The organism is Amycolatopsis circi (genome assembly GCF_003385235.1).
GTDB lineage: Bacteria > Actinomycetota > Actinomycetes > Mycobacteriales > Pseudonocardiaceae > Amycolatopsis > Amycolatopsis circi.
This window is the reverse complement of sequence record NZ_PQIA01000073.1, coordinates 15,025-38,385: the sequence shown is the minus strand read 5'-3', so window position 1 is coordinate 38,385 and position 23,361 is coordinate 15,025. Positions and strand designations below refer to the sequence as shown.

Below are 23,361 nucleotides of genomic sequence, written 5' to 3'. Positions count from 1 at the left end.
GACCCGCGACCACCCAACCGAATGCCGTCACCCGTACCGCCGGACCCGCCCTCGCCCGAACCGACGCGACGCCGATTCCGCCGCCAGAGCCGCGTCGGGCCCGGGGCCGGTCGCCGACCCCGGGCTTCGCGCCTCAGCTCAGTGCGCGGCCTCGTTCCACGACCGCCCGTATCCGACCGAAACCTCCAGCGGCACCGCCAGTTCCGCGGCCGAGCCCATGCCCTCGCGGACCAGCTTCTCGACGTCCCCGCGCTCGCCGTCGGCGATTTCGAGGACCAGTTCGTCGTGGACCTGCAGCAGCACGCGGCTGCGCGCGCCCGCTTCGGCGAGGGCGCGGTGCACGTTCAGCATCGCCACCTTGATGATGTCCGCGGCGCTGCCCTGGATCGGCGCGTTCAACGCCATCCGCTCGGCCATTTCGCGGCGCTGGCGGTTGTCGCTGTTCAAGTCCGGCAGGTAGCGGCGGCGGCCGAAGATCGTCTCCGTGTAACCGCACTTCGCGGCCTCGCCGACGACCGACTGCAGGTAGTCGCGCACCCCGCCGAACCGCGAGAAGTACGCCTCCATCTGCTCTTTCGCGTCTTCCGTCGAGATCTTCAGCTGCTGCGACAGGCCGTACGCCGACAAGCCGTACGCGAGCCCGTACGACATCGCCTTGACGCGGTAGCGCTGTTCCGGCGTGATTTCCGCGGCGGGCATGGAAAACGCGCGCGACGCGACGAACGTGTGCAGGTCCTCGCCGCTGTTGAAGGCTTCGATGAGGCCCTCGTCCTTCGACAGGTGCGCCATGATCCGCATTTCGATCTGGCTGTAGTCCGCGGTCATCAGCTCGGCGTAGCCGTCGCCGACCACGAACGCGTCGCGGATGCGCCTGCCTTCTTCGGTGCGCACCGGGATGTTCTGCAGGTTCGGCTCGACCGACGACAGCCGTCCGGTGGCCGCGATCGTCTGCTGCAGCGTGGTGTGAATACGCCCGTCGTCGGCGACCGATTTGATCAGGCCTTCGACCGTGGTGCGCAGCCGCGTCGCGTCGCGGTGTTCCAGCATGTGCTGCAGGAACGGGTGCTCGGTCTTCTCGAACAGCGACTGCAGCGCGTCGGCGTCGGTGGTGTAGCCGGTCTTGGTGCGCTTGGTCTTCGGCATGCCCAGCTCGTCGAACAGCACCACCTGCAGCTGCTTCGGCGAACCGAGGTTGATCTGCTTGCCGATCACCTCGTACGCGGAGTCCGCGGCCTGCGTGACCCGGCTGAGGTAGTGCGCCTCCAGCTCAGTGAGCTGGTCGACGTCGACCGCGATGCCCGCCGCCTCCAGTTCGGTGATCACTTCCAGCAGCGGGAGTTCCAGCTCGGCCAGCAGTTTCGCGCCGCCGAGTTCCTCCAGCTCGGTGGTCAGCGCGCCGGACAGCTCGAAGATCGCGCGCGCCTTCACCAGTTCGGCGGAGATTTCCTTCTGCTCCAGCTCGTCCGCGCCGCCGTCGAGCAGCGACAGCTGACCGTCGCCGTCTCCGGCTTCCGAGCGCAGCTCGCGGTGCAGATAGCGCAGCGCCAGGTCGTCCAGCCCGAACGTGCGCTGCCCCGGCCGCGCGAGATACGCGGCGAGCGCGGTGTCCATGCTGAGCCCGGCGAACGTCCAGCCGCGGGCGCGGACCGCGTGCAGCGGCACCTTCAGGTCGTGGCCGATCTTGCGGACCTTCGGATCCGCCAGCCACGCCGACAGCGCCCGGTCGTCTGCCTCGTCCATCGCGGTGACGTCTACATACGCGCCCTCGCCGTCCGCCGTCGCGAAGGCGACCGCCTTGAGGTCGGAGCGGACCGAGGCACCGGTCGCCCGGAACGACAGCGCCACCGGTTCGGCCGCACCGGCGTGCGCTTCGAGCCACGCGCCGAGCGTGCCCGGCGCGAGCGCGGAGCCGGACACCTCGAAGCCCTCGTCGGCCTCGGGTTCGGCGCTGCTCAGGGTGTCGAAAAGCCGATCGCGCAGCACGCGGAACTCCAGCTCGTCGAAGAGCCGGTGCACCGCCTCGCGATCCCACGGACGCAGCTCCAGCTGGTCCGGCACGGACTCCAGCGGCACGTCGCGGACCAGTTCGGTGAGCTGCCGGTTGAGCTGGACCGAGGACAGGTGCTCGCGCAGCGCGGTGCCGACCTTGCCCTTGACCTCGTCGACCCGGTCGATGAGGTCGGCCAGCGAGCCGAACTGCCGGATCCACTTGGCCGCGGTCTTCTCCCCCACGCCGGGGATGCCGGGCAGGTTGTCCGAGGGGTCGCCGCGCAGCGCCGCGAAGTCCGGGTACTGGGTCGGCGTGAGACCGTATTTCTCTTCCACCGCGTCCGGCGTGAACCGCACGAGGTCGGAGACGCCCCGCTTGGGGTACAAAACGGTTACCCGATCGGTGACGAGCTGCAACGCGTCGCGGTCGCCGGTACAGATCAGCACGTCGTAGTCTTCGCCGGCCTGCGTGGTGAGCGTGGCGATGACGTCGTCGGCCTCGTAGTTCTCCTTCGTGAGCGAAGGGATGCCGAGCACGTCGAGCACCTCTTTGACGAGGTCGACCTGCCCGCGGAACTCGTCCGGCGTGGCGCTGCGGTTGGCCTTGTAGTCGGCGTACGTCTCCGACCGGAAGGTCTTGCGCGAGAGGTCGAAGGCCACCGCGAGATGCGTCGGCTTCTCGTCGCGCAGCAGGTTGATGAGCATCGAGGTGAAGCCGAAGACCGCGTTGGTGACCTGCCCGGTCTTCGTGCGGAAATTCTCCGCGGGCAGGGCGAAGAAGGCGCGATAGGCCATCGAATGGCCGTCGATCAGCAGCAGCCGGGGGCGTTCCTGCGCAGCGGCGGCGCCTGTGGTCTTGGCAACGGTTCGGTTCTCACTCGGGCTCACGGGGGCGAGTCTAGGGTGAGGGTCTGACACTCTTGCGTGTCGCATAGGTTGAGGAGCAGAGAGTGACCGAGCAGACGGCGGAAATCACGCCGGGCCAGTTCGCGGGCATGGACCCCGCGGCAGCGGGCCAGCAGCTGAACGACAAGATCGGGCTGAAGCTAGTGGAAATGACTCCCGAGCGGGTCGTCGGCACCATCCCCGTCGAAGGCAACCTCCAGCCCTACGGCCTCCTGCACGGCGGAGCGAACGCCACCGTCGCCGAAGCCCTTGGCTCGGTGCTGGCCGCGCTGAACGCGGGCCCCGAACGCGCCGCGATGGGCCTGGAACTGTCGTGCACCCACCACCGCGCCGTTCGGTCGGGCATTGTCACCGGCGTCGCGACTCCGCTGCATGTCGGCCGGGGAACGATCACCTCGGAGATCGTGCTGACCGACGACGAAGGCCGCCGCACCTGCACCGCGCGCCTGACCTGCGTAGTCCGGGACCGCCCGCCAGGCGCCTGATTTTCGGTGAAACGCCGTGAGGGGAACCCTGAGGGACTCTGAGTCCCTCAGGGTTCCCCTCACGGCCCTAAACCGCAGCCAGCGCACCCGACCCGCCAGTGCAGCCACACACCCCCGCGCCGCAGTCACAATCAAGCTTCGGGGTGCCCCGCGCAACCAACGGGCCAATGTCGCCGCCAGGCGACGAGGCCCGGAAACTCACCCAACCCCGAGATAAGCCTCCTTGATACTGGTATCAGCCAACAACTCCTGCCCAGTACCAGTCTTCGTAATCTGCCCAGTCTCCAGCACATAAGCCCGATGCGCCCGAGACAACGCCTGCTGCGCATTCTGCTCAACCAGCAGCACGGTCGTCCCCTGCCGATTGATCTCCGTGATAATCCGGAAAATCTGCTGAATAAACTGCGGCGCCAACCCCATCGAAGGCTCGTCCAGCAACAACAACCGAGGCTTGGCCATCAACGCCCGCCCGATCGCGAGCATCTGCTGCTCACCCCCGGACATCGTCCCGCCGACCTGAGTCTTCCGCTCAGCCAACCGCGGAAACAACTCAAACACCCGATCGAAATCAGGCTGCAGATTCTTCCGGTCCTTGCGCGCATAAGCGCCCATGTCCAGATTCTCCAGCACCGTCATCCCAGGGAAAATCCCCCGGCCCTCCGGCGCCTGCGAAATCCCGCGAACCACGCGCAAATCCCCGCGCAGCCGCGAAATGTCCTCGCCGTCGAAGCGAATAGCACCGCCGGAGATCGGCCGGATGCCGGAAATCGCCCGCATCGTGGTCGACTTGCCGGCGCCGTTCGCTCCGATGAGGGTGACGATCTCGCCCTCGTTGACCGTGATGGACAGCCCGGACACGGCCTGGATCCGTCCGTAGTGGACGGAAACGTCGGACAGCTCAAGCAACGTCATCGTCGGGAACTCCCAGGTAAGCGGCGATCACGGCGGGATTCTCCCGGATTTCGGAGGGAAGCCCGTCGGCGATCTTCTTGCCGAACTCCAGCACCACGATCCGGTCGGTGACGCCCATGACGAGCTTCATGTCGTGTTCGATCAGCAGGACGGTGTAGCCGTCGTCGCGGATCGTCCGGATCAGCCCCATGAGCTCTTCCTTCTCCGCCGGGTTGAACCCGGCGGCCGGCTCGTCGAGGCACAGCAGCTTCGGCTCGGTGGCGAGCGCCCGCGCGATCTCCAGCCGCCGCTGATAGCCGTACGGCAGGTTCTTCGCGCGGTCCGCGGCCCGGTCGGCGATGCCGACGAATTCCAGCAGCGCCATGGCCTTCTCGATCGCCTGCTTCTCCTCGCGGTGGTGCCGCGGGACCCGCAGGAGAGCGCCGAGCAGGCTCGTCTTGTGCCGTGCGTCGGTGCCGACGACCACGTTCTCCAGCGCGGTCATCTCGGAGAACAGCCGGATGTTCTGGAACGTCCTGGCGATGCCGAGCTGGGTGATCCCGTGCCGCGACGTCTTGCCGAGCGGCTGGTCCTCGAGCAGCACCTGCCCCGACGTCGGCCGGTAAACCCCGGTCATCGCGTTGAAGCAGGTGGTCTTGCCCGCGCCGTTCGGCCCGATCAGGCCGAGGATCTCGCCGCGCCGGATCTCGAAGGACACCGAGTCCAGCGCCACCAGGCCGCCGAAGCGGACGGTGACGTCGTCGACCTTGAGCAGCGTCTGCCCGACCTCGGCCTGGATCTCCCGGTCCGGCGCGACGACCTCGGCGACCTCGGCCTCGTGTTCGGCCAGCTCGTCGGCGGTCATGTTCGCGACCTCGGCCACGAGGCCGCCCTCGGCCGGGACCTCGGGCCCGTTTCCGTTGCCAGGGACCGTCATGCCTTCTCCCCCGGGTTGTCGGACGCCAGCGAACCGTCGCTGCTGACCTGCTCGCCCTTGCCGAGCAGCCGCTGGTACGCCTGCCTGCCGTACGCGAGCAGCCGCTGCCGCGCGCCGAGCAGGCCCTGCGGGCGAAAGATCATCAGGATGATCAGCGCGAGTCCGAAGATCAGGTACTTGTACTCCGCGATCTGCTGGAACCGCAGCGGCACGTAGGCCACCACGATCGCGCCCAGCAGCACGCCGACCTTGTTGCCCGCGCCGCCGAGAATGACCGCGGCCAGGAACAGCATCGACGTGACCACGTCGAACTTCTGGTTGTTCACGAAGCCTAACTGCCCCGCGTACAGCGCGCCGGAAAGACCGCCGACCGCGGCGCCGCCGACGAACGCCCAGATCTTGAACTTGAACGTCGGCACGCCCATGATCTCGGCCGCGTCCTCGTCGTCGCGGATCGCGACCCACGCGCGGCCGACGCGGCTGCGCTCCAGGTTCCCGACCACGAACAGGATCACGATGATGATCGTGACGCAGAGCCAGTACCACGGGATGCCGTCGGTGTTGTTGAAGAGCGGATTGCCGTCCGCCTTCACGCCCGGCGGATGCCCGACTCCCTGGAAGCCGCGGTTGCCGCGCAGCGGGTCGATGTTGTCGGCCAGCAGCCGCACGATCTCGCCGAAGCCCAGCGTGACGATCGCCAGGTAGTCGCCGCGTAATCGCAACGTCGGCGTCCCGAGGATCACCCCGAAGATCATCGTGACGACCATCGCGATCGGCAGCACGACGAGGAACGGCAGCTTCGCCAGCGACGAGTCGGGGCTCGTGAACAGCGCCATCACGTAGGCGCCGATCGCGAAGAACCCGACGTAGCCGAGGTCGAGCAGACCCGCCTGGCCGACCACGATGTTGAGCCCGATGGCGACCAGCGCGTAGCGGGACACCTCGAACATCGCGATCGGGAAGTCGTACCCGGGCTGGGTGGTGATCAGCGGCGGGTTCAGCACCGGCAGCAGGTAGACCAGCGCCACCAGCGGGATGAGCACGCCCCACTGCTGGACCCGGGACAGCCGGTTCCACCATTCCGAAACGGGACGGCGGCGGGCCTTCGCCGGGGCGGCGGGCGGCGTCGTAGTCGTCGTCATACCCGTGCCTTTCCGAGCGATTCGCCGAGAATGCCGGTCGGGCGGAACATCAGGATCAGCACCAGCAGGGCGAACGCGACGACGTCGCGCCACGCGCCGCCGAACAGCGACTGCCCGTAGTTCTCCACGACGCCGAGCAGCAGGCCGCCCAGCAGCGCGCCGCGCAGGTTGCCGATGCCGCCGAGCACCGCGGCGGTGAACGCCTTGATGCCGAGGATGAAGCCGCCCTGGTACGAGGCGCCCTGCGGGATCTTCATCATGTAGAACAGCGCCGCCGCGCCGGCCAGCAGGCCGCCGATGAGGAACGTCAGCGTGATGACGCGTTCCTTGTTGACGCCCATCAGCGTCGCGGTGTCCGGGTCCTGAGCCACTGCGCGGATGCCGCGGCCGAACTTGGTGCGGTTGACGAACATGTCCGTGCCGACCATCAGCAGGATCGACGCCACCACGGTGATGATGGTGACGATCGTGACGCTGCCGCCGAAGATCGTGAAGACCTCGTCGTTGCGCAGCAGCCGGATGCTGTTCTCCGGGTTGCCGCCGCGCCAGATGAACAGGATCTGCTGCAGCACGAAGGAAGCGCCGATCGCGGTGATCAGGAAGACCAGCCGGGGCGCCTTGCGTTTGCGCAGCGGCCGGTAGGCCACGCGTTCCAGCACGACCGCGGTCCCGCCGGAGACCGCCATCGACGCGATGAGCGCGAGCAGCAGGAAGCCGATCAGTTCGAAGATCGGCAGATCCGGCGTCGCGCCGGGGCGGAAACCCAAGCCGTAGAAGGTGAACCACGTCGCGAAGGCGCCGTAGATGAACACCTCGGAGTGGGCGAAGTTGATGAGTTTGAGCACGCCGTAGACGAGGGTGTAGCCCAGCGCCACGAGCGCGTAAATGCTGCCGTAGGAAAGACCGTCGATCGTGTTGTCCCAGAACTGGTTCAGGAACGAATTCACGTCGAAGGTGATCCAGCTGCCGCCGCCCTGCGCGAGGACGAGCGAACTGAGGTCAGGGGTCATCGACACACTAGTTCTCCATGTGGGTCCGGGGTGCGGGCGAGGCGGGATCATGCCGCCTGGCCCGCACCCCGGTACTGGAACCGAAAGCGGTGAGCTACTTGATCTCGGTGTTGCGGACGATCTTTCCGTTCTCCACCTTGTAGGTCCACACGGTGGTCGCGGACAGCTCGCCGTGGTCGTCCCACTTGAAGTGCTTCGTGATGCCCTGGCCGTCGTAGGTCTTCACGAAGTCCAGCAGATCGGCGCGGGTCTTCTTGCCGGCGTCGATGCCCTTCAGCAGGATCGTCGCGACGTCGTAGGCCTCGGGCGAGTAGGTGCCCGGGTCGACGCCGGTCGCCGCCTTGTAGGCGTCGGTGAACTTGGTGAACTGGTCGGCCGGGACACAGGGGCAGGTGAAGTACGCGTTGGCCGCGGCGTCGCCGGCGCCCTTCACGAACAGGTCATCCTTCACGCCGTCCGGGCCGACGAACTTCGCCTTGACGCCGGCGTCGTTCAGCTGCTGTGCGAACGGAGCGGCTTCCTGGTAGTAGCCCGAGTAGAAGATCGCGTCCGGCTTCTCGTTCTTGATCTTGTTGACCACGGCCGAGAAGTCGGTCTGCTTCGTCTTGACCTTGTCCTGGCAGCTCGCCTTGTCGCCGAGCGCCTTGATGGTCGAGGCGGCGAGGCCGGTGCCGTACTCGGAGTCGTCCTCGATCACGCAGACCTTGTTGGCCTTCAGGTCGCCGGTGATGAACTTCGCGGCGGCCGGGCCCTGCGCGTTGTCGTTGCCCAGTGCGCGGAAGAAGGTCTTCCAGCCGTTCTGGGCGAGCGACGGGTTGGTCGCGGACGGGGTCACGGCGACCAGGCCCGCGGAGTTGAAGATGTTGCCCGCGGCCTTCGACTCGCCCGAGAACGGGAGGCCGATGACGCCGACGATGCCCGGCGTGTTGACGATCTGGGTCACGATGCCCGGCGCCTTGTCCGGGGTGCCCTCGGTGTCGAACTGCTCCAGCTTGACCTGGCAGTCCGCGTTCGCCTTGTTGTGCTGGTCGACGGCCAGCTTCGCGCCCTTGAGGATGTTCTGGCCCAGGGCCGCGTTCGCGCCGTTGATCGTGCCGGCGTAGGCGATCGAGGTCGGCGCGCACTGCGCCTTGCCGTCTCCTGCCGGGTCCGCCGCGTTCGCCGCCGCCGACGGGGCCGCGGCCTGCGGCGCGCCGCTGTCGCCACCCGAGTCACCGCCGGTCCGCGCCGAGCAGGCGCCCAGGGAGATGACTCCCGCCGCGGCCAGCACGATGACCTTAGTGAGTCGTGCTCTCTGCACTCGTTCCTCCAAATGCCACCCGCGACGTTCCAGGGGAACGGCGGGTCCCTGCGTGGGACTTCGACTGGGCGCTGAACGTAGCCGCCGGGTGAGGTGTTGCACAGAGTCACAGCGAGTCTTGTATCCACATCGTGACGGTCGTCACGAGAATTAACGGATGATTTACACTCGATCGTCTTATTGCAACGACCGAGTGAATGACTCTTCGTGTCCGAGCACCCCTCGAACGGACCTTGACCTGACGTCCGATCGATGGGGGCAGTCTAGGAACATCCCCTCCGTCATCGTGACCGACACCACGATCCCCCGGACTCCAAGGTAGCAACCTTGCCCTTTCGCGCAGGGCAGATCAACCCGCACGGGTGGGTCCGGCATCGCTGCGGCAGCAGGGTTTTCGCTGGTCAGCAGCCAGGTTTCGGCGCGACACGGCGGCCCGGGACGGACGCGGCAAACCGGACGGAGTCCCGCTGGGCGGGAGCGCGCTCCGGGGCCAGGCAGTCACTCTCCGGCGCGGTTTGCGGTTTCGGGCAAGGAAAAAGCGGGCGCGACCCCTGGTCGCGCCCGCTTCTCCGGGTTCTTGCCGGTGCTCAGCCGATGCTTTCCACGACCGCCTCGGCGACGGCCTTCATCGTGGTGCGCCGGTCCATCGCGGTGCGCTGGATCCAGCGGAACGCGTCGGGTTCGGTGAGCCCCTGGCGGCTCATCAGCAGGCCCTTCGCCCGGTCGATGACCTTGCGGGTCTCGAGCCGGTCGGTGAGCCCGGCGACCTCGGCCTCGAGGGCCTGCAGCTCGGAGAACCGGCTGACGGCCAGCTCGATCGCGGGCACGAGGTCGCGTTTGGCGAACGGCTTCACCAGATACGCCATGGTGCCCGCGTCGCGGGCCCGTTCGACGAGGTCGCGCTGGCTGAACGCGGTGAGAATGACGACCGGCGCGATCCGGTCGCCGGTGATCCGCGCGGCCGCCTCGATGCCGTCGAGCTTCGGCATCTTGACGTCGAGGATCACGAGGTCCGGCTTGAGGTCGGTGGCCAGCGCGATGGCCTCCTCGCCGTCGCCGGCCTCGCCGACGACCTCGTAGCCCTCTTCGCGCAGCATTTCCACCAGGTCGAGCCGGATGAGCGCCTCGTCTTCCGCGACGAGCACCCGTCGCTGCGGCACGCCGGCGGCGGCGCCGTTCGACTCGGCAGCCTGTTCGGTCACCGGTGTCCTCCTGAAGGCTCGGCGGGACGTCTTCGACACGCGGTCACCCGCGAGAGCCCAGCGTACCGGGACCGATCCAGATCCCACGATGGCGTTCACCACGAAGTGGCGGGAGACACCCAGCCCCGGCCCCAAGTCGATCACTGCCGATCACCGCCGATCACCGGACCCGGTCGACGGCGGGAAGGGCGGGTCCCGTAAAGTTTCCCGCACTGCGCCCCCGTAGCCCAACTGGCAGAGGCAACGGATTCAAAACCCGTCCAGTGTGAGTTCGAATCTCACCGGGGGCACCCGCGAGCACCTGCAGTAAACGGCCCTTGACCAGGATGAACCTGGACAGGGGCCGCTCTTGTTTGGTTTGGTTGTGTCCAGTAGTACCCGGCCGGATACAGCTGTCCGCGGCCTATTCGTGGCCTACATTCGGCCCGGTGGGAGGCGCAGCACCTGGGCGATCTTTGCCAACCCCACCTTTTCCAGACCGGCCAGGCGCCTTGGCGTAGACCTCGAACAGCACGCCACCTGGGCAGGTTGCCCTCCTGCCGCCAACCAGGTGGACACGCAGGCATGCCGCAGGTCGTACGGCCGCCGGGCCAGCGGAGAGCGGTGCTCGTCGTCGGACAACGCGGACTTGCGCGCCTTATCCCGGACTCTTGCCAGTGTCGATTCAGCGACTGGGCCGCCATCGAGACTTCGGAACAACCTGCCGTCCGTCGCGACGCCGTACTGCTCGGATGTGCCGGTGGAGCATTGCCGTCAGCGGCGGCGCTGACAGCACCGACCGCACCTCGCCTTTCGCACGCTGCTTGAGGTGTCTGTGATCGCGGCACTCGCCGGAGTCGGTCCACGCCGCGCCTGCGATCGGCTCTGTTGCGCCGTTCGGTACCCGCATCACCTTCTGTTCGGCGACTGCCGCCAACAGTTGCGGCCCTTGCGTCGTGTTGACCACCACCCGCGTATCGATCGCCCGCACCTGCTTCGGCGGCGTCCACTTTGACCTCCGACAGCCGGTTCTTCTGCAAGACTTCTTTCTCCACAGCGAACTCCAGTGCGTTCTATACGACAGCGCGCTTGCGGTAGACGGTCTTCGCTGCGGCTGCTGTCCCGTCCATCTTCAGCGCGAGCTGGTCCAGAGCCGCGACACGTTGAGCGTGTTCGATGCCAGCCAGGCCAGTGCAGGCTCGACCTCCGGCGGTTTGACCGTGTCCCGCCGACTGGTGTTGAAGGCGCAGCCCGTCATCGCCCTGCGCAGCACCTCGTCCGCAGGTTTCCCGCGACGCCCGTCAGCAAAGCCAACGTTGCTGTCGCCAGCGCGTCTGCGTTCCCAGCGCGCGATTTCGCGGCAGCATGGAGCCGTTTCATCTCCACGCCTTCGGTGCGTCTCCGAGTTCGAGCGGGAGGGAGTGGTCTGCCTCGTAGTCGCTTTCACCTAGCGCGACGATCGTTCCGGCGTCCTCGCAGGTGCCCGGCGACGTCATCGCGGCGACGCCAGGCTCCGGACGCGCGCGGGTGTGGCGGTCTGATCTGCGGGCCTGCCAGAGTGTCGCGTTGCGGATCCCGGCTAGCGCGGTTCGAGGAAGACGAGCGGGATCTCGCGCTCGGTCTTCGTCTGGTACTGCGCGTAGTTCTTGAAGTCGGCGGCGATCTTCGGCCACAGGCGGGCGCGTTCTTCGGTGTCGGCGATCCGGGCCCGCATCGGCTTCCGGGGCGCGCCCTTCAGCGACACTTCGACCTCCGGGTTGTCGCGCAGGTTCAGGAACCACGCTGGGTGCGTGTCGTCGCCCCCGCGCGAAGCCACCACGACCAAAGTGTCGCCCTCCTGGTGCGGCGACGTCAGCATCACCGACCGTGCCTGCCCGCTCTTGCGGCCGACCGTGGTCAGCTCGAGGACCGGCATGGCGACGTTCCAGCCCACCCGGCCACCGGTGAGCTTGATCAGGCCGCGGTGGACGGCGTTCATCGTCTTCAGCGTGAAGTCGCTCGGCATGGCCTCAATCTAGCCCCCTCAGTGTCTCGATCGCCTGCCCGTGGGCGAGATCCGCGAGTTCACCCATCGGCGAGCTACTTCAGCCTTTCGGACGGGGCGGCGTCGCCGGAGGCGCTGGTCGAGGACGCCAGCAACCGCCGCATCGAGCAGTAGGCGACAGGCCGTGCGGCTAGGCAGCTGCAGCTCGCGAAACGCTGCCCGGACACGGACTCGCCTCGCGGGCCGCGCAGCAGCGCGAGGTACTGGAGCCGTTCCGCAGGCGTGCCGGGAGAGCCGCGTTCCAGACCCCGCCGGGATCGACGCCCGGAGACGGACGGACCGCGAACTGCCGAGGATGCTGGCACTACCTGCTTTGCGAGACAGGGGACAACGACCAACGGCCGAGAGCCGGACACCGCGCTGGAGCATTGCGGAGGGTGCGCCACCTGCGGATGCGGACAGCGCACCCTCATCACATCAGCAGCGGTGGAAATCAAGGTCGCCGCGCCCGTCATCATCTGGCATGCATGAGTCATGCATGACAAACGGCTGGCGAATCTGCTCGGGGCTGCCGCGCTGGCGGTGAACGACGTGATGCTCGCCGGGGTGCGCCAAGCCGGCGAGGTCAGCACCAGCGGAGCCGGTGCGCTGGTGGCCCTGTCCACAGCGCCGGGAATCAGCGTGACGGAGCTGGGCCGGCAAGTGGGCCTGAGCCAGTCCGCCGCCGCCCGCATGGTCGACTCGCTGGAAGCGGCCGGGCTCGTCCGCCGATCGCCCGGCGCCGGGCGGCAGGTGAGCGTGACGCTCACCCCGCCGGGCCGGCGAGCGGCCGGCCAGATCCTGACCGCTCGCGCCGAACCCTTGGCCCACCTGGTGTCCAGACTCGACGCCGCCGAACAGGAGGCTTTGGCTGAGCTGCTGGCCAAGCTGCTCACCGGGCTGTACGGCGAGATCGGCGACGCGGATCTGTTGTGCCGGTTGTGCGACCGCGCCAGTTGCACCAGTTCGGCGGCCTGCCCGGTCGGCGAAGCCGAGCGCAACCGGCAGAGCTGATCGCCGTGGGTGCGTTGCTGGCGCTGGCATCAGCGCTGAGCTACGGCTTCTCGGACTTTCTCGGCGGGATCCTGTCCCGCCGTTCCGGTTTCGCCCGGGTCGCGCTGCTGGGCCAGGTCGGGGGGCTGGTCACCGCCGCCATCGCCGCGCCCCTGGTCTCGTCAGCCGAGCCTCGGCTGACGGACCTCGCTTGGGGTGCTCTGTCAGGGGCCGGAACCGGGATCGGGATGGTCTCCCTGTTCCGCGGCATGGGTCGCGGCGCCATGTCCGTGGTCGTGCCCGTCAGCGCGGTCGTCGGAGTCGCGTTGCCGGTCCTGACGAGCGTCACCGTGTTCGGGGAGCGTCCCGCACCGGCGGCCTGGGCGGGGATCGCGCTTGCTCTGCCTGCGCTGTGGCTGGTCGCGGGCGGTACGACCGGTACCCGGCGTGCGCTGGGGGACGGCCTGATCGCGGGCTTCGGCATCGCAGTGCAGTACCTGGCCCTGGCGCAGGCAAGCCCGTCATCCGGCATCTGGCCGGTCGCCGCCGGCCGGGTTGCCGCCATCGCCGTTGTCGCGCTCGTCGCCCTCCGCCTCGCGCCGCGCTCGAACCGCACGGCCAGGGTTTCACGCCACGACCTCGGGAGTCTGCTCGCCGGCGCACTGGCAGCGCTGGCCCTGGTCTGCTATCTGTTCGCTACCAGAACCCAGTTCCTGGCCGTCGCCGTCGTGCTGTCATCGCTCTACCCGATCGTGCCGGTGCTGCTGGGCATCACCGCGCTGCGCGAACGACTCCGCTGGAGGCAGACCATCGGACTGGGCGGCACCCTCGTCGCCAGCGTCCTGATCGCCATATCCTGACCACGGGCCCGCGGCGCGGCGGTTCCTCTGCGGCCCGTCTCGGCTCGATCTCCACCGTCGAGCCCTCGGAGCGGCGGTCGAGAACCTGACACAGAGCCCGGACAACTCCCCGCACCAGACGGCAGATGGCGCTGCGGCCGAACTCGAAGCCGTACTTGCGCAGTTCTGGGATCAACTCGGCAGTGGCTGTACCGGTTCTTGCGGACCGCCTGACGCATGATCGCTGAAGTCGTCGTTCGCCTCCGTCTCTGTCTCGGCGACCGCGAACGCGCGTTGCAACGCGGCCTCCTCCCTCATTTCAGCCGAGAGCAAGAGCAGGACAATCCAGTGCACGTCGACCGGCACAATCTCCACCCGGCCGGCGTCTACGGACGCGGTTTCGCGCCATTCTTCTTCGGCATCGCGCTATGGGTGTTCGGCCTCTTCGCCTACCTGCTCCTGCGCGCCTGAACAAACGCGCACTCGCCTCCCGGGCATCGCCCGCCACCGTCGCCGTGCTCGGCTGCGCCGGGGCGCTGGTCCTCCGAACCTGGTGCCGCCTCGCCCGTCCAACCGGACGGCAAAGTCTGCCGGGCACCCGCGTGGGTGACGTCGACATCGTAAGCGCGCCAAGGCGCTTACCCCACCTCCAGGGTCGCCGGTTGCCCGACTTGCCCGGCTGGATTCGGGTGCCCGGCGCGGGTCGCGGCTGGCCCGGCATCAGGCCAGCCAGTCCTTCGAGGACTTCGCAGGCGCCCCGCTACTCGGGTAAAAGACCAATCGCAGCTCGGCCGTGCATGCGGGAGCTGGCCCCTGTGGGCTAATCAAGGCATCCGGTGTCTCAGCCCTGAGCCCTCTGCTCCCAACGTGTCCGGGCACCGGAAAACGGGTATCTGGCGCACATGAGTGCAGAACAGCTCGTGGTGGTCGGCAGCGGGCCGGCCGGGGTCTCGGCTGCCCGCGCCTACCGCGAAGCCGGCGGAACCGGCGAAGTCCGCCTTCTCAGCGCCGACGACGATCCACCTTACGAGCGGCCGCCGTTGTCGAAGGACTTCTTGCGCGGGGAGACCACAGAGGACGAAATCTCCTTAATGGACAAGGAGGTCTACCAGGACCTCGACATCGGGCTCGCGCTCGGGGACCCGGTCGTCGAACTGAACGACGGCGAAGTGCGCACGGCGGCGGGCCGGGTCCACCCGTTCACGCAGTGCGTGCTCGCCACCGGTGCCGAGCCGATACGGCCGGACTTGCCCGGTGCCGACCACGAGGCGGTACGGGTGCTCAGATCGCGCCGCAGTTCCGCCGAGCTTCGCGACGCGGCTGCGGACGCGGACGAGGCGATCGTCGTCGGTGCCGGGTTCATCGGCTGCGAAGCCGCGGTTTCCCTGTCACGACTGGGTTTGGGCGTCACCTTGCTGTGCCCGGACACCGTGCCGCAGCGGCAACGCCTCGGCCGCGACGCGGGGGAACTGATCGCGGGCTGGCTCGCCGCCGAAGGCGTCCGGCTGCTGCGCGAAACCAGCCTGGTCTCCATCACCGGCGGACGGCGCGTGCGCACCGACACCGGATGGGACCTCGACACCGGTCTGGTGCTCCTGGCGACCGGCGTCCGGCCGCGCGTCGAATTGGCGGAGAAGGCCGGACTGACGATCGAGAACGGCCGGATCCGGACCGACGAACGCATGCGCACCAGTCGCGCCGGAATCTGCGCGGCGGGCGACGTCGCGCTCGCGCACAACGCTTCCGCCGGCCGAGCGTTGCCCGTCGAACACTGGGGCGAGGGGCTGGCCATGGGAGAAATCGCCGGTCGCACGGCCGCGGGCGCCGAAGCGGTGTGGGACGCCGTGCCGGGGTTCTGGTCGGAGATCGGCGACCGGACGCTCAAGTACGCCGCGTGGGGCGACGGGTACGACCACGCGTGGCCTGCCTCGCGCGACGGCGCGTTCACCGTCTGGTACGAGCGCGACGGCGTCGTGGTCGGCGTGCTCACCCATGAGGCCGACGAGGACTACGAACGAGGCAGTGACCTGATCCGCGAGCGCCGTCGCCTGGAGGACGCACGATGACCCTGTTGGAGGATGCCCCGCCCAAGCCTCTCCCGCTCCCCCGCACTCCGGAAACGCTGGGCGGGGAGCTGCGGAGAATGCTCGCCTCCGGCACGCTCGACCTGCCCCTGCCGGGCGGCGGCGAGCTGCGGCGGCGGTGGTCCGCGCTCGCCGGGTTCGGCCGCCGCGACCTCGCGCTGGGCCGGCTCGCCGAGGGGCACGCCGACGCGACCGCGATCCTCGCCGAAGCGGGTCTCGCCGCGGAACCCCAGGCGCTGTACGGCGTCTGGGCCTCCAAATCGAGCGGCACCGGCTCCTCGCTCCACAATGGACGATTGTCCGGCACCACCCGGTTCTGCTCCGGGCTCACCCTACTGGACCGCGCGCTCGTCGTGGCCGGCGACCAGCTCGTCGAGGTCGACCTGACCGCGCGCGGCGTCCAGCGGCACCCGGACGCGTGGCAGTCGGTCGGTATGGACGCCTCCGACAGCGGCGACGCGGTGTTCGACGACGTCCCGGTGCTCCGCGAAGTCGGGCCGCCTGGCTGGTACGTCGCGCGGCGCGGGTTCGTGCGCGGCGGCGCCGGTGTCGCGGCGGTATGGCTGGGCGGTGCGGCGGGCGTGGTCGACAGCGTCTGCGAGAGCCTGCGCACCAAGGCGGACGAACACCAGCTCGCGCACCTCGGCGCGCTGCACGCGGCGCTGCGGGGCTCGGAGGAATTGCTCACCGCCACCGCGGGCACGATCGAGCGGGCCGCGGACCCGGGGCTGGAGAACGACACGTGCCGCGCGAGCGTCGAACGGACCGCGCGCGACGTAGTCGACCTGGCACCGCGGATCACCGGGCCCGGGCTGCTGTGCCGGGACCGGCGGTTCGCGCAGCAGGTGGCGGACCTGCAAGTGTTCATCCGCCAGCACCACGGCGAACGGGACCTCGCGGCGCTCGGCCGTGCTGTGCTCGCGGAGGGCCGGGCATGAGGCCGTTCGTGCCCGAGGACGAGTGGACGCGCACCTTCCCCGCTTGGCCGGAACAGGAGTTCCGGCGGGCGCTGGTCGTGGCTGCGCACCCCGATGACGAAACGCTCGGCGCGAGCGGGCTGCTCCAGCACCTGCACGCGGCGGGCACCGAGGTGACCTTGGTCGTCGCCACCGACGGCGAAGCGGCTTTCCCCGAATCCGGTGCCGCGGAACGCGCCGAGCTGGGTCGCGCACGACGCGAAGAGCTGGAGCGTTCCCTTGCCGCGCAAGGACTCGACGTGGAACCGATCTGGCTGGGCCTGCCCGATTCCGACCTCACCGCGCACGCCGGGGAGCTGACCGACGCCCTCCGCGAGCACGCGGCGGACCGCGACCTGTGCTTGCTGCCGTGGCCCGACGACCCGCACCCGGACCACCAAGCGGCCGGACGGGCGGCTTTGGCGGCGGCACCGGCTTCGGCGCACCGCTGGTCGTACCCGATCTGGATGTGGCACTGGCGGGCTCCGGACGCGCCGGACATCCCGTGGCGGCAAGCACATTCCTACCGGCTGACGCCCTCGGAGCGCACGGCGAAAGCCGCGGCCGTCGGCGAGTTCACGACGCAGCTGAAGCGCGGCCCGCGCGGTGAGGACCCGATCCTCCCCGCCGAGGTCCTGGCGCACTTCGACCGCCCGTTCGAGACGTTCTTCCGGCAGCCGCCCGAAACGTCGGCCCCAGTCGAGCGATTCGCCGCGCTGTACCAGGAAGCCGATGATCCGTGGCAGGTCGGGACGAGCTGGTACGAGCGGCGGAAACGGTCGCTGCTGCTGGCGTCGCTGCCGCGGGAACGCTACGGCACCGTCGTGGAACCGGGCTGCGGCACGGGGGTGCTCACGCGGGAGCTGGCCGGACGGTGCGATCGGCTGGTCGCGTTCGATCCGGTCCCGTCTGCGGTGGAGCGGACGCGGACAGCGGCGCCGGGTGCGGAGGTGCGGCAGGGGCTGGTTCCGCACGCGTTGCCGTCCGGGCCGGTGGATCTGTTCGTGTACAGCGAATTGCTCTACTACCTCGACGAAGCGGACCTCGAAAAGACGATCGAAGCGTCCGTCGCCGCGCTGCGTCCCGGAGGCGATCTGGTAGCCGTGCACTGGCTGCCGTGGGCTCCCGAGGCGCCCCACGACGCCGCCGGGGTGCACGAGCGCCTCGCCGCGCATCCCGCGCTGGAAACGCTGGTGACCCACCTCGACGAGCAGTTCCGCATGGACGTATTGAGGCGGCGGTGATCGCCGCCGTAGGAGTCGTCGTGCCCGCGCGCGACGAGGCTGCCTCGGTTTCCCAGTGCTTGCACGCAGTCCGCCGGTCGCTGCTGCGCCTGCCGGTCTCGGTGGAACGCGCGGTGGTCGTGGTCGCCGACCGCTGCGTCGACGACACGGCCGATCGGGCCAGCACGCTGGCCGACGTCATGGTCGCGAACGCGCCGCGCACGATCGGCGAGGTCCGCGATCTGGGCTGTCAAACGGCGCTGTCCCGGCTTTCCACACGAGAGGCGTTGTTGCTCAACACGGACGCCGACACCGAAGTCGACCAGCACTGGGCAGCGCGGCACCTCGCCCGCGCCCGCCGCGGCTGGCACGCCACGACCGGCCCCGCACACCTCGTCGGCGCAGTCCCGGGGGGTCCGAACGCGGCCGCGCGGTACCGCGAGATCGTGGACACGACCGAGAACGTCTACGGCGCGAACCTTGCCGTGCGAGCCGACGCCTACACCGCGGTCGGCGGGTTCGGCCGCGCGGCCACCGGCGAGGACCACTCGCTGTGGCGGCGGCTCAGGGAAGCCGGATACCGGATCGGAGTGGAACCGGGCGCGGTCGTGCATACAAGCGCCCGGTTGACCGGCCGGGCCCCCGACGGACTCTCGTCGCTGCTGCGGCGACTCGCCTCAGGCGGGTAAAGGCACGCGACCCCACGGCGAGCGGCGATGTTCCGGCCAGTGGATCTTGCGAGTTTCGGGGTGGCATTGCGAGAGTTCGCGACGGGCTGACCCGGTCCTCCGGCAAAATGGCGGCGACATTGCCGAAGCGACGTGGTTGAGAGCGGACTTCGGCGGAGAAGGAGGCTGGCAGCCTGATCCCGGTCATGCAGCACCGCAGCGCGTCCGGGTCGACGAGACCGAAGGCAGCGAACTGGCTGTCGGCGAACGCGCGCAGGAACGGCAGTTATCGGGGTCGAGGTGCTTCCCGCCCTGCCCTCGTTCCGCCGGACGACGGATCCCGAAGCTACGCAAGGAGCTTCTGCGCCAAGCGCGCGACTGGTATGGCCGCCCGGTCGAGTTCGTGCCTGAAAACGTGTTGAGAGCGGTGTCCCGCGAACGGCCGTAGTCGCGGTGATGAGCGGGCTTCCGGCGTCCACGACAGCGGCGCTGAGAAGCTGCGGTGATCTTGCAGTTCGGGCTGCCGCCGCGGCGAGCCCAGACGACGTCAGCGCTGGCTGGCACCGTTGGCCGAGGCTATTTGTCCAGGGTCCGCGGCTCACTCGGAAGTTTCGCCTGGCGGTTCTCCCTCGGCGGCGGTGTCCGGCTGGTCGGGCACGGCACGAGCGTTCGCCGGGCGGAGCGGGTTGACGTCGCCGGGTTCCAGCTGCGGGTCCCGGAGCAGGGACCCGACGGCGGACTTGGCGACGGCGAGGATGGGCACGGCAAGGAGAGCGCCGACGATTCCGGCGATTTCGAGGCCGAGCGCGATGCCGACGACCACGGCCAGCGGATGCAGCCGGACCGCGCGTCCGAGCAGGAATGGCTGAAGGACGTGGCTCTCGAGTTGCATCACCGCCACCAGGACGGCCAGCACGATGATCGCGGCGATGAAACCCTTGGCCACCAAGGCGATCAGCACGGCGACCGCGCCCGCGATGACCGCGCCGACGATCGGGACGAAGGCGCCGATGAAGATCAGCGCGGCCAGCGGGACCGCGAGCGGCACTCCGACCAGCCAGATGCCGATTCCGATGCACACGGCGTCGACGCAGGCTACGCCGGCAGTGGCGCGCACGTAGCTGACCAGGGAGGCGAAACCCCGGCGTCCGGCGACGTCGACTTCGTCGCGCATCGCCGGCGGGACGATCCGGAGAGCGAATCGCCACACCTGGCTGCCGCTGTAGAGAAAGAAAATGAGCACGAACAGTGCCAGCAGCGCTTCGGTCATCGTGCCGCCGACCGCCGCCGCGGTGGACAGCGCCCGGCTGGTCAGCTCCGAGGTACTGCCCCGGATGGTGCTCACCGCATTGTTGAGCAGCTCTTGCAGCTGGGCGTGCGTCAGGTGCAGCGGGCCGTCCTGCAGCCACTTGTTGATGTTGCCGAGGCTGGCGTCGATCTGGCTCTGCAGAGCCGGAAGACTCGCGGTGACGGTGGTGATCACCAGGGTCAGCACGCCGCCGAGCACCGCGAGCCCGACGATGATCGCGGTCAAGGCGGCCAGCGCCCGGGGCACGTGCCAGCGCACCAGCCGGTCCACCAGCGGCGCGAACAGGGCGGACAGGAGCAACGCGATCCCCACCGGAACCGTCACGGTCGCCAAGTAGCCCAGCACCCAGGCGAGCACGCCGATCGTCACGGCGACGACAAGGAACCGCCACCCGGTCGCCGCCGCGACTCGCAACGACCAGGGCACGGCGTCAGCGGCGTCCCGGTGCCGCGGCCGGCCGCCGCCGGCGATCCGCCGCGTGGGGAGCTGTCCGTCTTGAACGGCCACCAGGTCACCTCTTCGTCTCTGAACGCGGCGCGGGCGGTGTCGACGCGAGCGGGGTCAGCCCTTGCCGCGCCCGAGCGCTTCGCGTTTCACGAAGCCGATCACCGCGGTGGCGACGAACAGGATCGCGCCGATGATCAGCAGCCAGAACAATCCTTTCACGGCGATCCCGACCACGATGCACACGACCCAGATCACCAACAGCAAACCCAGCAATGCCAGCATGTTCTTCTCCTCGTTGATTCGGCGGCACGCCGCGAACGGCTGTGCGGCGGGGCCGCACCTCGCGGCGCGGCCCCGCCAAGCCTCCTGCGCGGGTGTGACCGAGCGTCAGTCGTCGACGACGTCCTTGACCGCGTCCTTGACCTTTTCGCCCGCTTGTTTCAGATTCCCTTTGCCCTGCTCGGCTTTGCCTTCGGCTTCCCACTGCTCGTTGCCGGTCGCCTTGCCGACGGTTTCCTTGGCCCGGCCTTTCAGCTCCTCCGCCTTGTTCCGGGCTTTGTCGGCAGTGCTCATCGCGGAGTCCTTTCCTCGCTGGACCTCGCCGGTCCGGGCCTCCCGGGTATCCCCCGTCGCCGCCGCGCCGAAACCTCGTTTCGCCGAACCGGGCAGCCCGGTTCTCAGTGTCCTCACAGCGGCTCTCGTAGAGGGTGCGCCGGTGGCCCGTTCGCCGTGAACGGGCCGGTTCCGCGATGCGTTTGGAGCTGCTGACGTGCTGGTTGCCGCGATATCTTCCCCTGCCCTTGCCGGTGACCTGGCGTTTTCGTTCTGAGCGCGGGCCTGTCATGGCACGCACGCGGGTGTATCGCGACGGAGTGCTTGCGGCCGAAGGGATCCCGGTCGCGGAGGTGTCCGACTACCTCGCCGACCCTGAAACCACTGTGTGGCTGGACTTCTGCGCTCCGACCGAGGAGGACCTGGCCGCCATCAGCGAAGAACTCGGCCTGCACCCCCTCGCGGTGGAAGACGCCGTGCACGAACACCAACGCGCGAAACTCGACCGGTACGATTCCCACGCCTTCCTGACCGCCTATTCGGCCGCGCTCGACACCGACGGAACACTGCTCGTATCGGAACTCGCGGCCTTCATCACCGGCCAAGCCCTGGTCACCGTCCGCAAAGACGAGAATTTCCCGGTCGACGCGGTCGTCGCCCGCTGGGACTCCGCCGCGGATCTGGCGAAAAACGGCGTCGGATTCCTGCTGCACGGGCTGCTCGACCACATCGTCGACGGTCATTTCGAGGTCGTGCAATCGCTCGACGAGCAGATCGAGGAACTCGAAGACCTCGTGTTCGACGAACGTCCCCGCTACGCCGACATGCAGCGGCGCTCATTCGCTCTGCGCAAGAGCCTCGTGCGCATCCGGCGCGTCGTGCTCCCCATGCGCGAAGTCGTCAACACGGTCATGCGCCGGGACATGCACCTCGTCGACGCCGAACTGCAGCCCTACTTCCAGGATATCTACGACCACGTCCTGCGCGCCTCGGAATGGACGGAGTCGCTGCGCGACCTGGTGACGACGATCCGGGAGACGCAGCTCAACATTCAGGGCAACCGCCTCAACACCATCATGAAAAAAGTCACCAGCTGGGCGGCAATCATCGCCATTCCGACCGCTGTCACCGGTTTCTACGGCCAAAACGTGCCCTACCCCGGATTCCAGACCACAGCCGGATTCTGGACGTCCACCCTGGTCATCGTCATTCTTTCCGCCGCCCTGTACGTGTCCTTCAAGAAAAAGGACTGGCTGTAACCTGCGCGCTTTTCGGCCGGACCTCACCGGGCACGATGGACGATGCGGTAGCGCAGATGTGTGACACCGCGGCCTTCGAGCCGCCGCACCGGCTCCAGTTCGACCTGGCCGAGACCGGTCGGCTCGAACAGCCGCCGCCCCTCGCCCAGCAACACCGGGACTAGGTGCAGTTCCAGTTCGTCGAGCTGGCCCGCCGCCAGCAGCGCCTGAGCCGCGCCCGCGCCGTGGACCAGCACGGCCCGGTCTCCCGCTTTGTCCCGGGCCTCCTCGGCGCACGCGTCGACGTCGGTGTAGAACTTCGCACTGCCCGGCGGCTCGTCGGCCGGGTCGATGTGGTGGGTGAGCACATGGATCGGGACGCCGTCGTGGTGGTCGCCGTTCCAGCGCTTGGCCAGCTCGAACGTGCGGCGTCCGGAAATCACCGCGCCGGTCGCCGAGGCCTCGGCGTACACCTGCCCGTTGATCCCCTCGGACATCCGGTCGTCGAGCCAGTCGAACAGCCGGAATCCGTCGCGGCCGAGTTCCTGGCCCGGCCGGTCGTCCGGCCCGGCGATGTACCCGTCGACCGACACGGACATGTACAGCCGCAATGGTGTCCTGCTCATGCTCAATCCTCTTTCTCGGGCCAGTCGGCGGCGGTCATGCCGTCGAGGTGTCCTGCGGGCCATTGCACGAGTTCGATCCGGTCGAGCGTGTCGGCCATCGACTCGACCTGCACGACAAGATGGCTCACGTCGGTGCCGCGCTCGACCGGGTCGCCGTCATGCACCAGTTCGACGGTGACGAACTCGTCCTCGGGCAGCTTCCGCATGGTCAGCCGCCCGATCGGCGTCTCGGGTCCTCATTCCAGTACCTCCTTCGCGGGCGACCGGCACGCGGCGAGCTGCTTTCACCTGTGCGTCGATCGCGCGGCACCGGATTCGACAGCCTGGAGCAACAGCCCGCCCCGGCAACCAGGGCCGCGTCTTTTCCAGCCGTCGATGTCCGCACAGGACGAGTTGTCCCGGACCGCAGACCGGACGTCGACCCCTGACTCGTCTCCCCCGATCGCCGGTCGGCCGCCTTGTCCCTGGGCTCCGTACGGGACGGGAACTACCCTCGATGGAGGGTGGTTTTCCGGGAACGGCCTTCCGCGGAAGGCGGCATGCCGTTCGTCGGCCGCAGGGG

At 68.7% G+C, this 23,361-nt stretch carries 23 protein-coding genes and 1 tRNA gene; 11 read left to right on the top strand and 13 right to left on the bottom strand.

Translation table 11 applies throughout. The features are described from left to right. Positions 1–138: 138 nt before the first annotated feature. Positions 139–2,877, bottom strand: coding sequence for a DNA polymerase I (polA, locus tag D0D37_RS27475; protein ID WP_116203491.1), 2,739 nt, complete (start codon positions 2,875–2,877; stop codon positions 139–141). A gap of 107 nt (positions 2,878–2,984) precedes the next feature. On the opposite strand from polA, the gene D0D37_RS27470 reads away from it, so the two are divergent. Next, positions 2,985–3,380, top strand: coding sequence for a PaaI family thioesterase (locus D0D37_RS27470; protein ID WP_208720170.1), 396 nt, complete (start codon positions 2,985–2,987; stop codon positions 3,378–3,380). 198 nt (positions 3,381–3,578) lie between these two features. On the opposite strand, the gene D0D37_RS27465 is transcribed toward D0D37_RS27470, so the two are convergent. The 6 genes from D0D37_RS27465 to D0D37_RS27440 form a co-directional block, all read right to left on the bottom strand. After that, positions 3,579–4,292 (bottom strand): ABC transporter ATP-binding protein, encoded by a 714-nt coding sequence (locus D0D37_RS27465; RefSeq protein WP_116203489.1) that lies wholly within the window; start codon positions 4,290–4,292, stop codon positions 3,579–3,581. Beyond that, positions 4,279–5,208 (bottom strand): ABC transporter ATP-binding protein, encoded by a 930-nt coding sequence (locus tag D0D37_RS27460; RefSeq protein ID WP_116203488.1) that lies wholly within the window; start codon positions 5,206–5,208, stop codon positions 4,279–4,281. Before D0D37_RS27460 ends, D0D37_RS27465 begins: the two co-directional genes overlap by 14 nt. Next, positions 5,205–6,350: a branched-chain amino acid ABC transporter permease gene (locus D0D37_RS27455; protein WP_116203487.1), complete on the bottom strand. Its 1,146-nt coding sequence runs from the start codon at positions 6,348–6,350 to the stop codon at positions 5,205–5,207. The genes D0D37_RS27460 and D0D37_RS27455 overlap by 4 nt, the downstream gene beginning before the upstream one ends. After that, positions 6,347–7,360, bottom strand: coding sequence for a branched-chain amino acid ABC transporter permease (locus tag D0D37_RS27450; protein ID WP_037818218.1), 1,014 nt, complete (start codon positions 7,358–7,360; stop codon positions 6,347–6,349). The genes D0D37_RS27455 and D0D37_RS27450 overlap by 4 nt, the downstream gene beginning before the upstream one ends. A 94-nt stretch (positions 7,361–7,454) precedes the next feature. Continuing rightward, positions 7,455–8,630, bottom strand: a complete 1,176-nt coding sequence (locus tag D0D37_RS27445) for an ABC transporter substrate-binding protein (protein WP_116203486.1) — start codon at positions 8,628–8,630, stop codon at positions 7,455–7,457. A 617-nt stretch (positions 8,631–9,247) separates the two neighbouring features. Next, positions 9,248–9,862: an ANTAR domain-containing response regulator gene (locus D0D37_RS27440; protein WP_009079762.1), complete on the bottom strand. Its 615-nt coding sequence runs from the start codon at positions 9,860–9,862 to the stop codon at positions 9,248–9,250. Between the two features lie 216 nt (positions 9,863–10,078). Between D0D37_RS27440 and D0D37_RS27435 the strand changes: the two genes are divergently transcribed. Next, positions 10,079–10,152: transfer RNA gene (locus tag D0D37_RS27435), tRNA-Leu, on the top strand. 645 nt (positions 10,153–10,797) lie between these two features. Then, positions 10,798–11,292 carry a hypothetical protein gene (locus tag D0D37_RS47510; protein ID WP_208720168.1) on the top strand — a complete coding sequence of 165 codons (495 nt, stop codon included), beginning with the start codon at positions 10,798–10,800 and terminating at the stop codon, positions 11,290–11,292. 128 nt (positions 11,293–11,420) lie between these two features. On the opposite strand, the gene D0D37_RS27420 is transcribed toward D0D37_RS47510, so the two are convergent. Then, positions 11,421–11,846, bottom strand: a complete 426-nt coding sequence (locus tag D0D37_RS27420) for a nitroreductase/quinone reductase family protein (RefSeq protein WP_116203485.1) — start codon at positions 11,844–11,846, stop codon at positions 11,421–11,423. 513 nt (positions 11,847–12,359) lie between these two features. On the opposite strand from D0D37_RS27420, the gene D0D37_RS27415 reads away from it, so the two are divergent. The 7 genes from D0D37_RS27415 to D0D37_RS27385 all read left to right on the top strand — a co-directional run bounded on the left by D0D37_RS27415 (position 12,360) and on the right by D0D37_RS27385 (position 18,648). Continuing rightward, entirely contained in the window at positions 12,360–12,878 is a 519-nt protein-coding gene (locus D0D37_RS27415; protein WP_116203484.1) for a MarR family transcriptional regulator, read from the top strand. A 5-nt stretch (positions 12,879–12,883) separates the two neighbouring features. After that, positions 12,884–13,717, top strand: a complete 834-nt coding sequence (locus tag D0D37_RS27410; protein WP_116203483.1) for an EamA family transporter — start codon at positions 12,884–12,886, stop codon at positions 13,715–13,717. 216 nt (positions 13,718–13,933) lie between these two features. Next, the gene (locus D0D37_RS47505) at positions 13,934–14,167 is read left to right on the top strand and encodes a hypothetical protein (RefSeq protein ID WP_208720171.1); all 234 of its coding nucleotides are present in this window, start codon (positions 13,934–13,936) and stop codon (positions 14,165–14,167) included. A 431-nt stretch (positions 14,168–14,598) separates the two neighbouring features. Next, positions 14,599–15,762 carry an NAD(P)/FAD-dependent oxidoreductase gene (locus D0D37_RS27400; RefSeq protein ID WP_116203482.1) on the top strand — a complete coding sequence of 388 codons (1,164 nt, stop codon included), beginning with the start codon at positions 14,599–14,601 and terminating at the stop codon, positions 15,760–15,762. After that, positions 15,759–16,718: an acyl-CoA dehydrogenase family protein gene (locus D0D37_RS27395; RefSeq protein WP_116203481.1), complete on the top strand. Its 960-nt coding sequence runs from the start codon at positions 15,759–15,761 to the stop codon at positions 16,716–16,718. The genes D0D37_RS27400 and D0D37_RS27395 overlap by 4 nt, the downstream gene beginning before the upstream one ends. After that, positions 16,715–17,980, top strand: coding sequence for a PIG-L family deacetylase (locus tag D0D37_RS27390; RefSeq protein ID WP_116203480.1), 1,266 nt, complete (start codon positions 16,715–16,717; stop codon positions 17,978–17,980). The genes D0D37_RS27395 and D0D37_RS27390 overlap by 4 nt, the downstream gene beginning before the upstream one ends. Continuing rightward, positions 17,977–18,648: a glycosyltransferase family 2 protein gene (locus D0D37_RS27385; RefSeq protein WP_116203479.1), complete on the top strand. Its 672-nt coding sequence runs from the start codon at positions 17,977–17,979 to the stop codon at positions 18,646–18,648. Before D0D37_RS27390 ends, D0D37_RS27385 begins: the two co-directional genes overlap by 4 nt. A gap of 577 nt (positions 18,649–19,225) precedes the next feature. On the opposite strand, the gene D0D37_RS27380 is transcribed toward D0D37_RS27385, so the two are convergent. From D0D37_RS27380 to D0D37_RS27375, 3 genes are all read right to left on the bottom strand, one after another. Then, positions 19,226–20,443: an AI-2E family transporter gene (locus D0D37_RS27380; protein ID WP_116203478.1), complete on the bottom strand. Its 1,218-nt coding sequence runs from the start codon at positions 20,441–20,443 to the stop codon at positions 19,226–19,228. 54 nt (positions 20,444–20,497) lie between these two features. Then, the gene (locus D0D37_RS46875) at positions 20,498–20,665 is read right to left on the bottom strand and encodes a hypothetical protein (RefSeq protein ID WP_162834497.1); all 168 of its coding nucleotides are present in this window, start codon (positions 20,663–20,665) and stop codon (positions 20,498–20,500) included. Between the two features lie 105 nt (positions 20,666–20,770). Continuing rightward, positions 20,771–20,956, bottom strand: coding sequence for a CsbD family protein (locus tag D0D37_RS27375; RefSeq protein WP_116203477.1), 186 nt, complete (start codon positions 20,954–20,956; stop codon positions 20,771–20,773). Positions 20,957–21,225: 269 nt separating this feature from the next. Here D0D37_RS27375 and D0D37_RS27370 point away from each other — a divergent pair, with 269 nt between their 5' ends. Beyond that, positions 21,226–22,194: a magnesium transporter CorA family protein gene (locus D0D37_RS27370; RefSeq protein WP_116203476.1), complete on the top strand. Its 969-nt coding sequence runs from the start codon at positions 21,226–21,228 to the stop codon at positions 22,192–22,194. Positions 22,195–22,217: 23 nt separating this feature from the next. Here the strand turns inward: D0D37_RS27370 and D0D37_RS27365 are convergent, their stop codons facing one another. Next, on the bottom strand, positions 22,218–22,799 hold the full coding sequence (locus D0D37_RS27365; protein WP_116203475.1) for a dihydrofolate reductase family protein: 582 nt from the start codon (positions 22,797–22,799) through the stop codon (positions 22,218–22,220). 2 nt (positions 22,800–22,801) lie between these two features. Beyond that, on the bottom strand, positions 22,802–23,005 hold the full coding sequence (locus tag D0D37_RS27360) for a hypothetical protein (RefSeq protein WP_208720167.1): 204 nt from the start codon (positions 23,003–23,005) through the stop codon (positions 22,802–22,804). Positions 23,006–23,361: the final 356 nt, after the last annotated feature.

What these genes read in the sequence shown, in the direction of transcription:
- D0D37_RS27470 (WP_208720170.1), top strand. Translation starts at nt 2,985, where the DNA reads ATGGACCCCGCGGCAGCGGGCCAGCAGCTGAACGACAAGATCGGGCTG.
- D0D37_RS27465 (WP_116203489.1), bottom strand. Translation starts at nt 4,292, where the DNA reads ATGACGTTGCTTGAGCTGTCCGACGTTTCCGTCCACTACGGACGGATC.
- D0D37_RS27460 (WP_116203488.1), bottom strand. Translation starts at nt 5,208, where the DNA reads ATGACGGTCCCTGGCAACGGAAACGGGCCCGAGGTCCCGGCCGAGGGC.
- D0D37_RS27455 (WP_116203487.1), bottom strand. Translation starts at nt 6,350, where the DNA reads ATGACGACGACTACGACGCCGCCCGCCGCCCCGGCGAAGGCCCGCCGC.
- D0D37_RS27450 (WP_037818218.1), bottom strand. Translation starts at nt 7,360, where the DNA reads ATGACCCCTGACCTCAGTTCGCTCGTCCTCGCGCAGGGCGGCGGCAGC.
- D0D37_RS27420 (WP_116203485.1), bottom strand. Translation starts at nt 11,846, where the DNA reads ATGCCGAGCGACTTCACGCTGAAGACGATGAACGCCGTCCACCGCGGC.
- D0D37_RS27415 (WP_116203484.1), top strand. Translation starts at nt 12,360, where the DNA reads ATGCATGACAAACGGCTGGCGAATCTGCTCGGGGCTGCCGCGCTGGCG.
- D0D37_RS47505 (WP_208720171.1), top strand. Translation starts at nt 13,934, where the DNA reads ATGATCGCTGAAGTCGTCGTTCGCCTCCGTCTCTGTCTCGGCGACCGC.
- D0D37_RS27400 (WP_116203482.1), top strand. Translation starts at nt 14,599, where the DNA reads ATGAGTGCAGAACAGCTCGTGGTGGTCGGCAGCGGGCCGGCCGGGGTC.
- D0D37_RS27395 (WP_116203481.1), top strand. Translation starts at nt 15,759, where the DNA reads ATGACCCTGTTGGAGGATGCCCCGCCCAAGCCTCTCCCGCTCCCCCGC.
- D0D37_RS27390 (WP_116203480.1), top strand. Translation starts at nt 16,715, where the DNA reads ATGAGGCCGTTCGTGCCCGAGGACGAGTGGACGCGCACCTTCCCCGCT.
- D0D37_RS46875 (WP_162834497.1), bottom strand. Translation starts at nt 20,665, where the DNA reads ATGCTGGCATTGCTGGGTTTGCTGTTGGTGATCTGGGTCGTGTGCATC.
- D0D37_RS27375 (WP_116203477.1), bottom strand. Translation starts at nt 20,956, where the DNA reads ATGAGCACTGCCGACAAAGCCCGGAACAAGGCGGAGGAGCTGAAAGGC.
- D0D37_RS27370 (WP_116203476.1), top strand. Translation starts at nt 21,226, where the DNA reads ATGGCACGCACGCGGGTGTATCGCGACGGAGTGCTTGCGGCCGAAGGG.
- D0D37_RS27365 (WP_116203475.1), bottom strand. Translation starts at nt 22,799, where the DNA reads ATGAGCAGGACACCATTGCGGCTGTACATGTCCGTGTCGGTCGACGGG.
- D0D37_RS27360 (WP_208720167.1), bottom strand. Translation starts at nt 23,005, where the DNA reads ATGCGGAAGCTGCCCGAGGACGAGTTCGTCACCGTCGAACTGGTGCAT.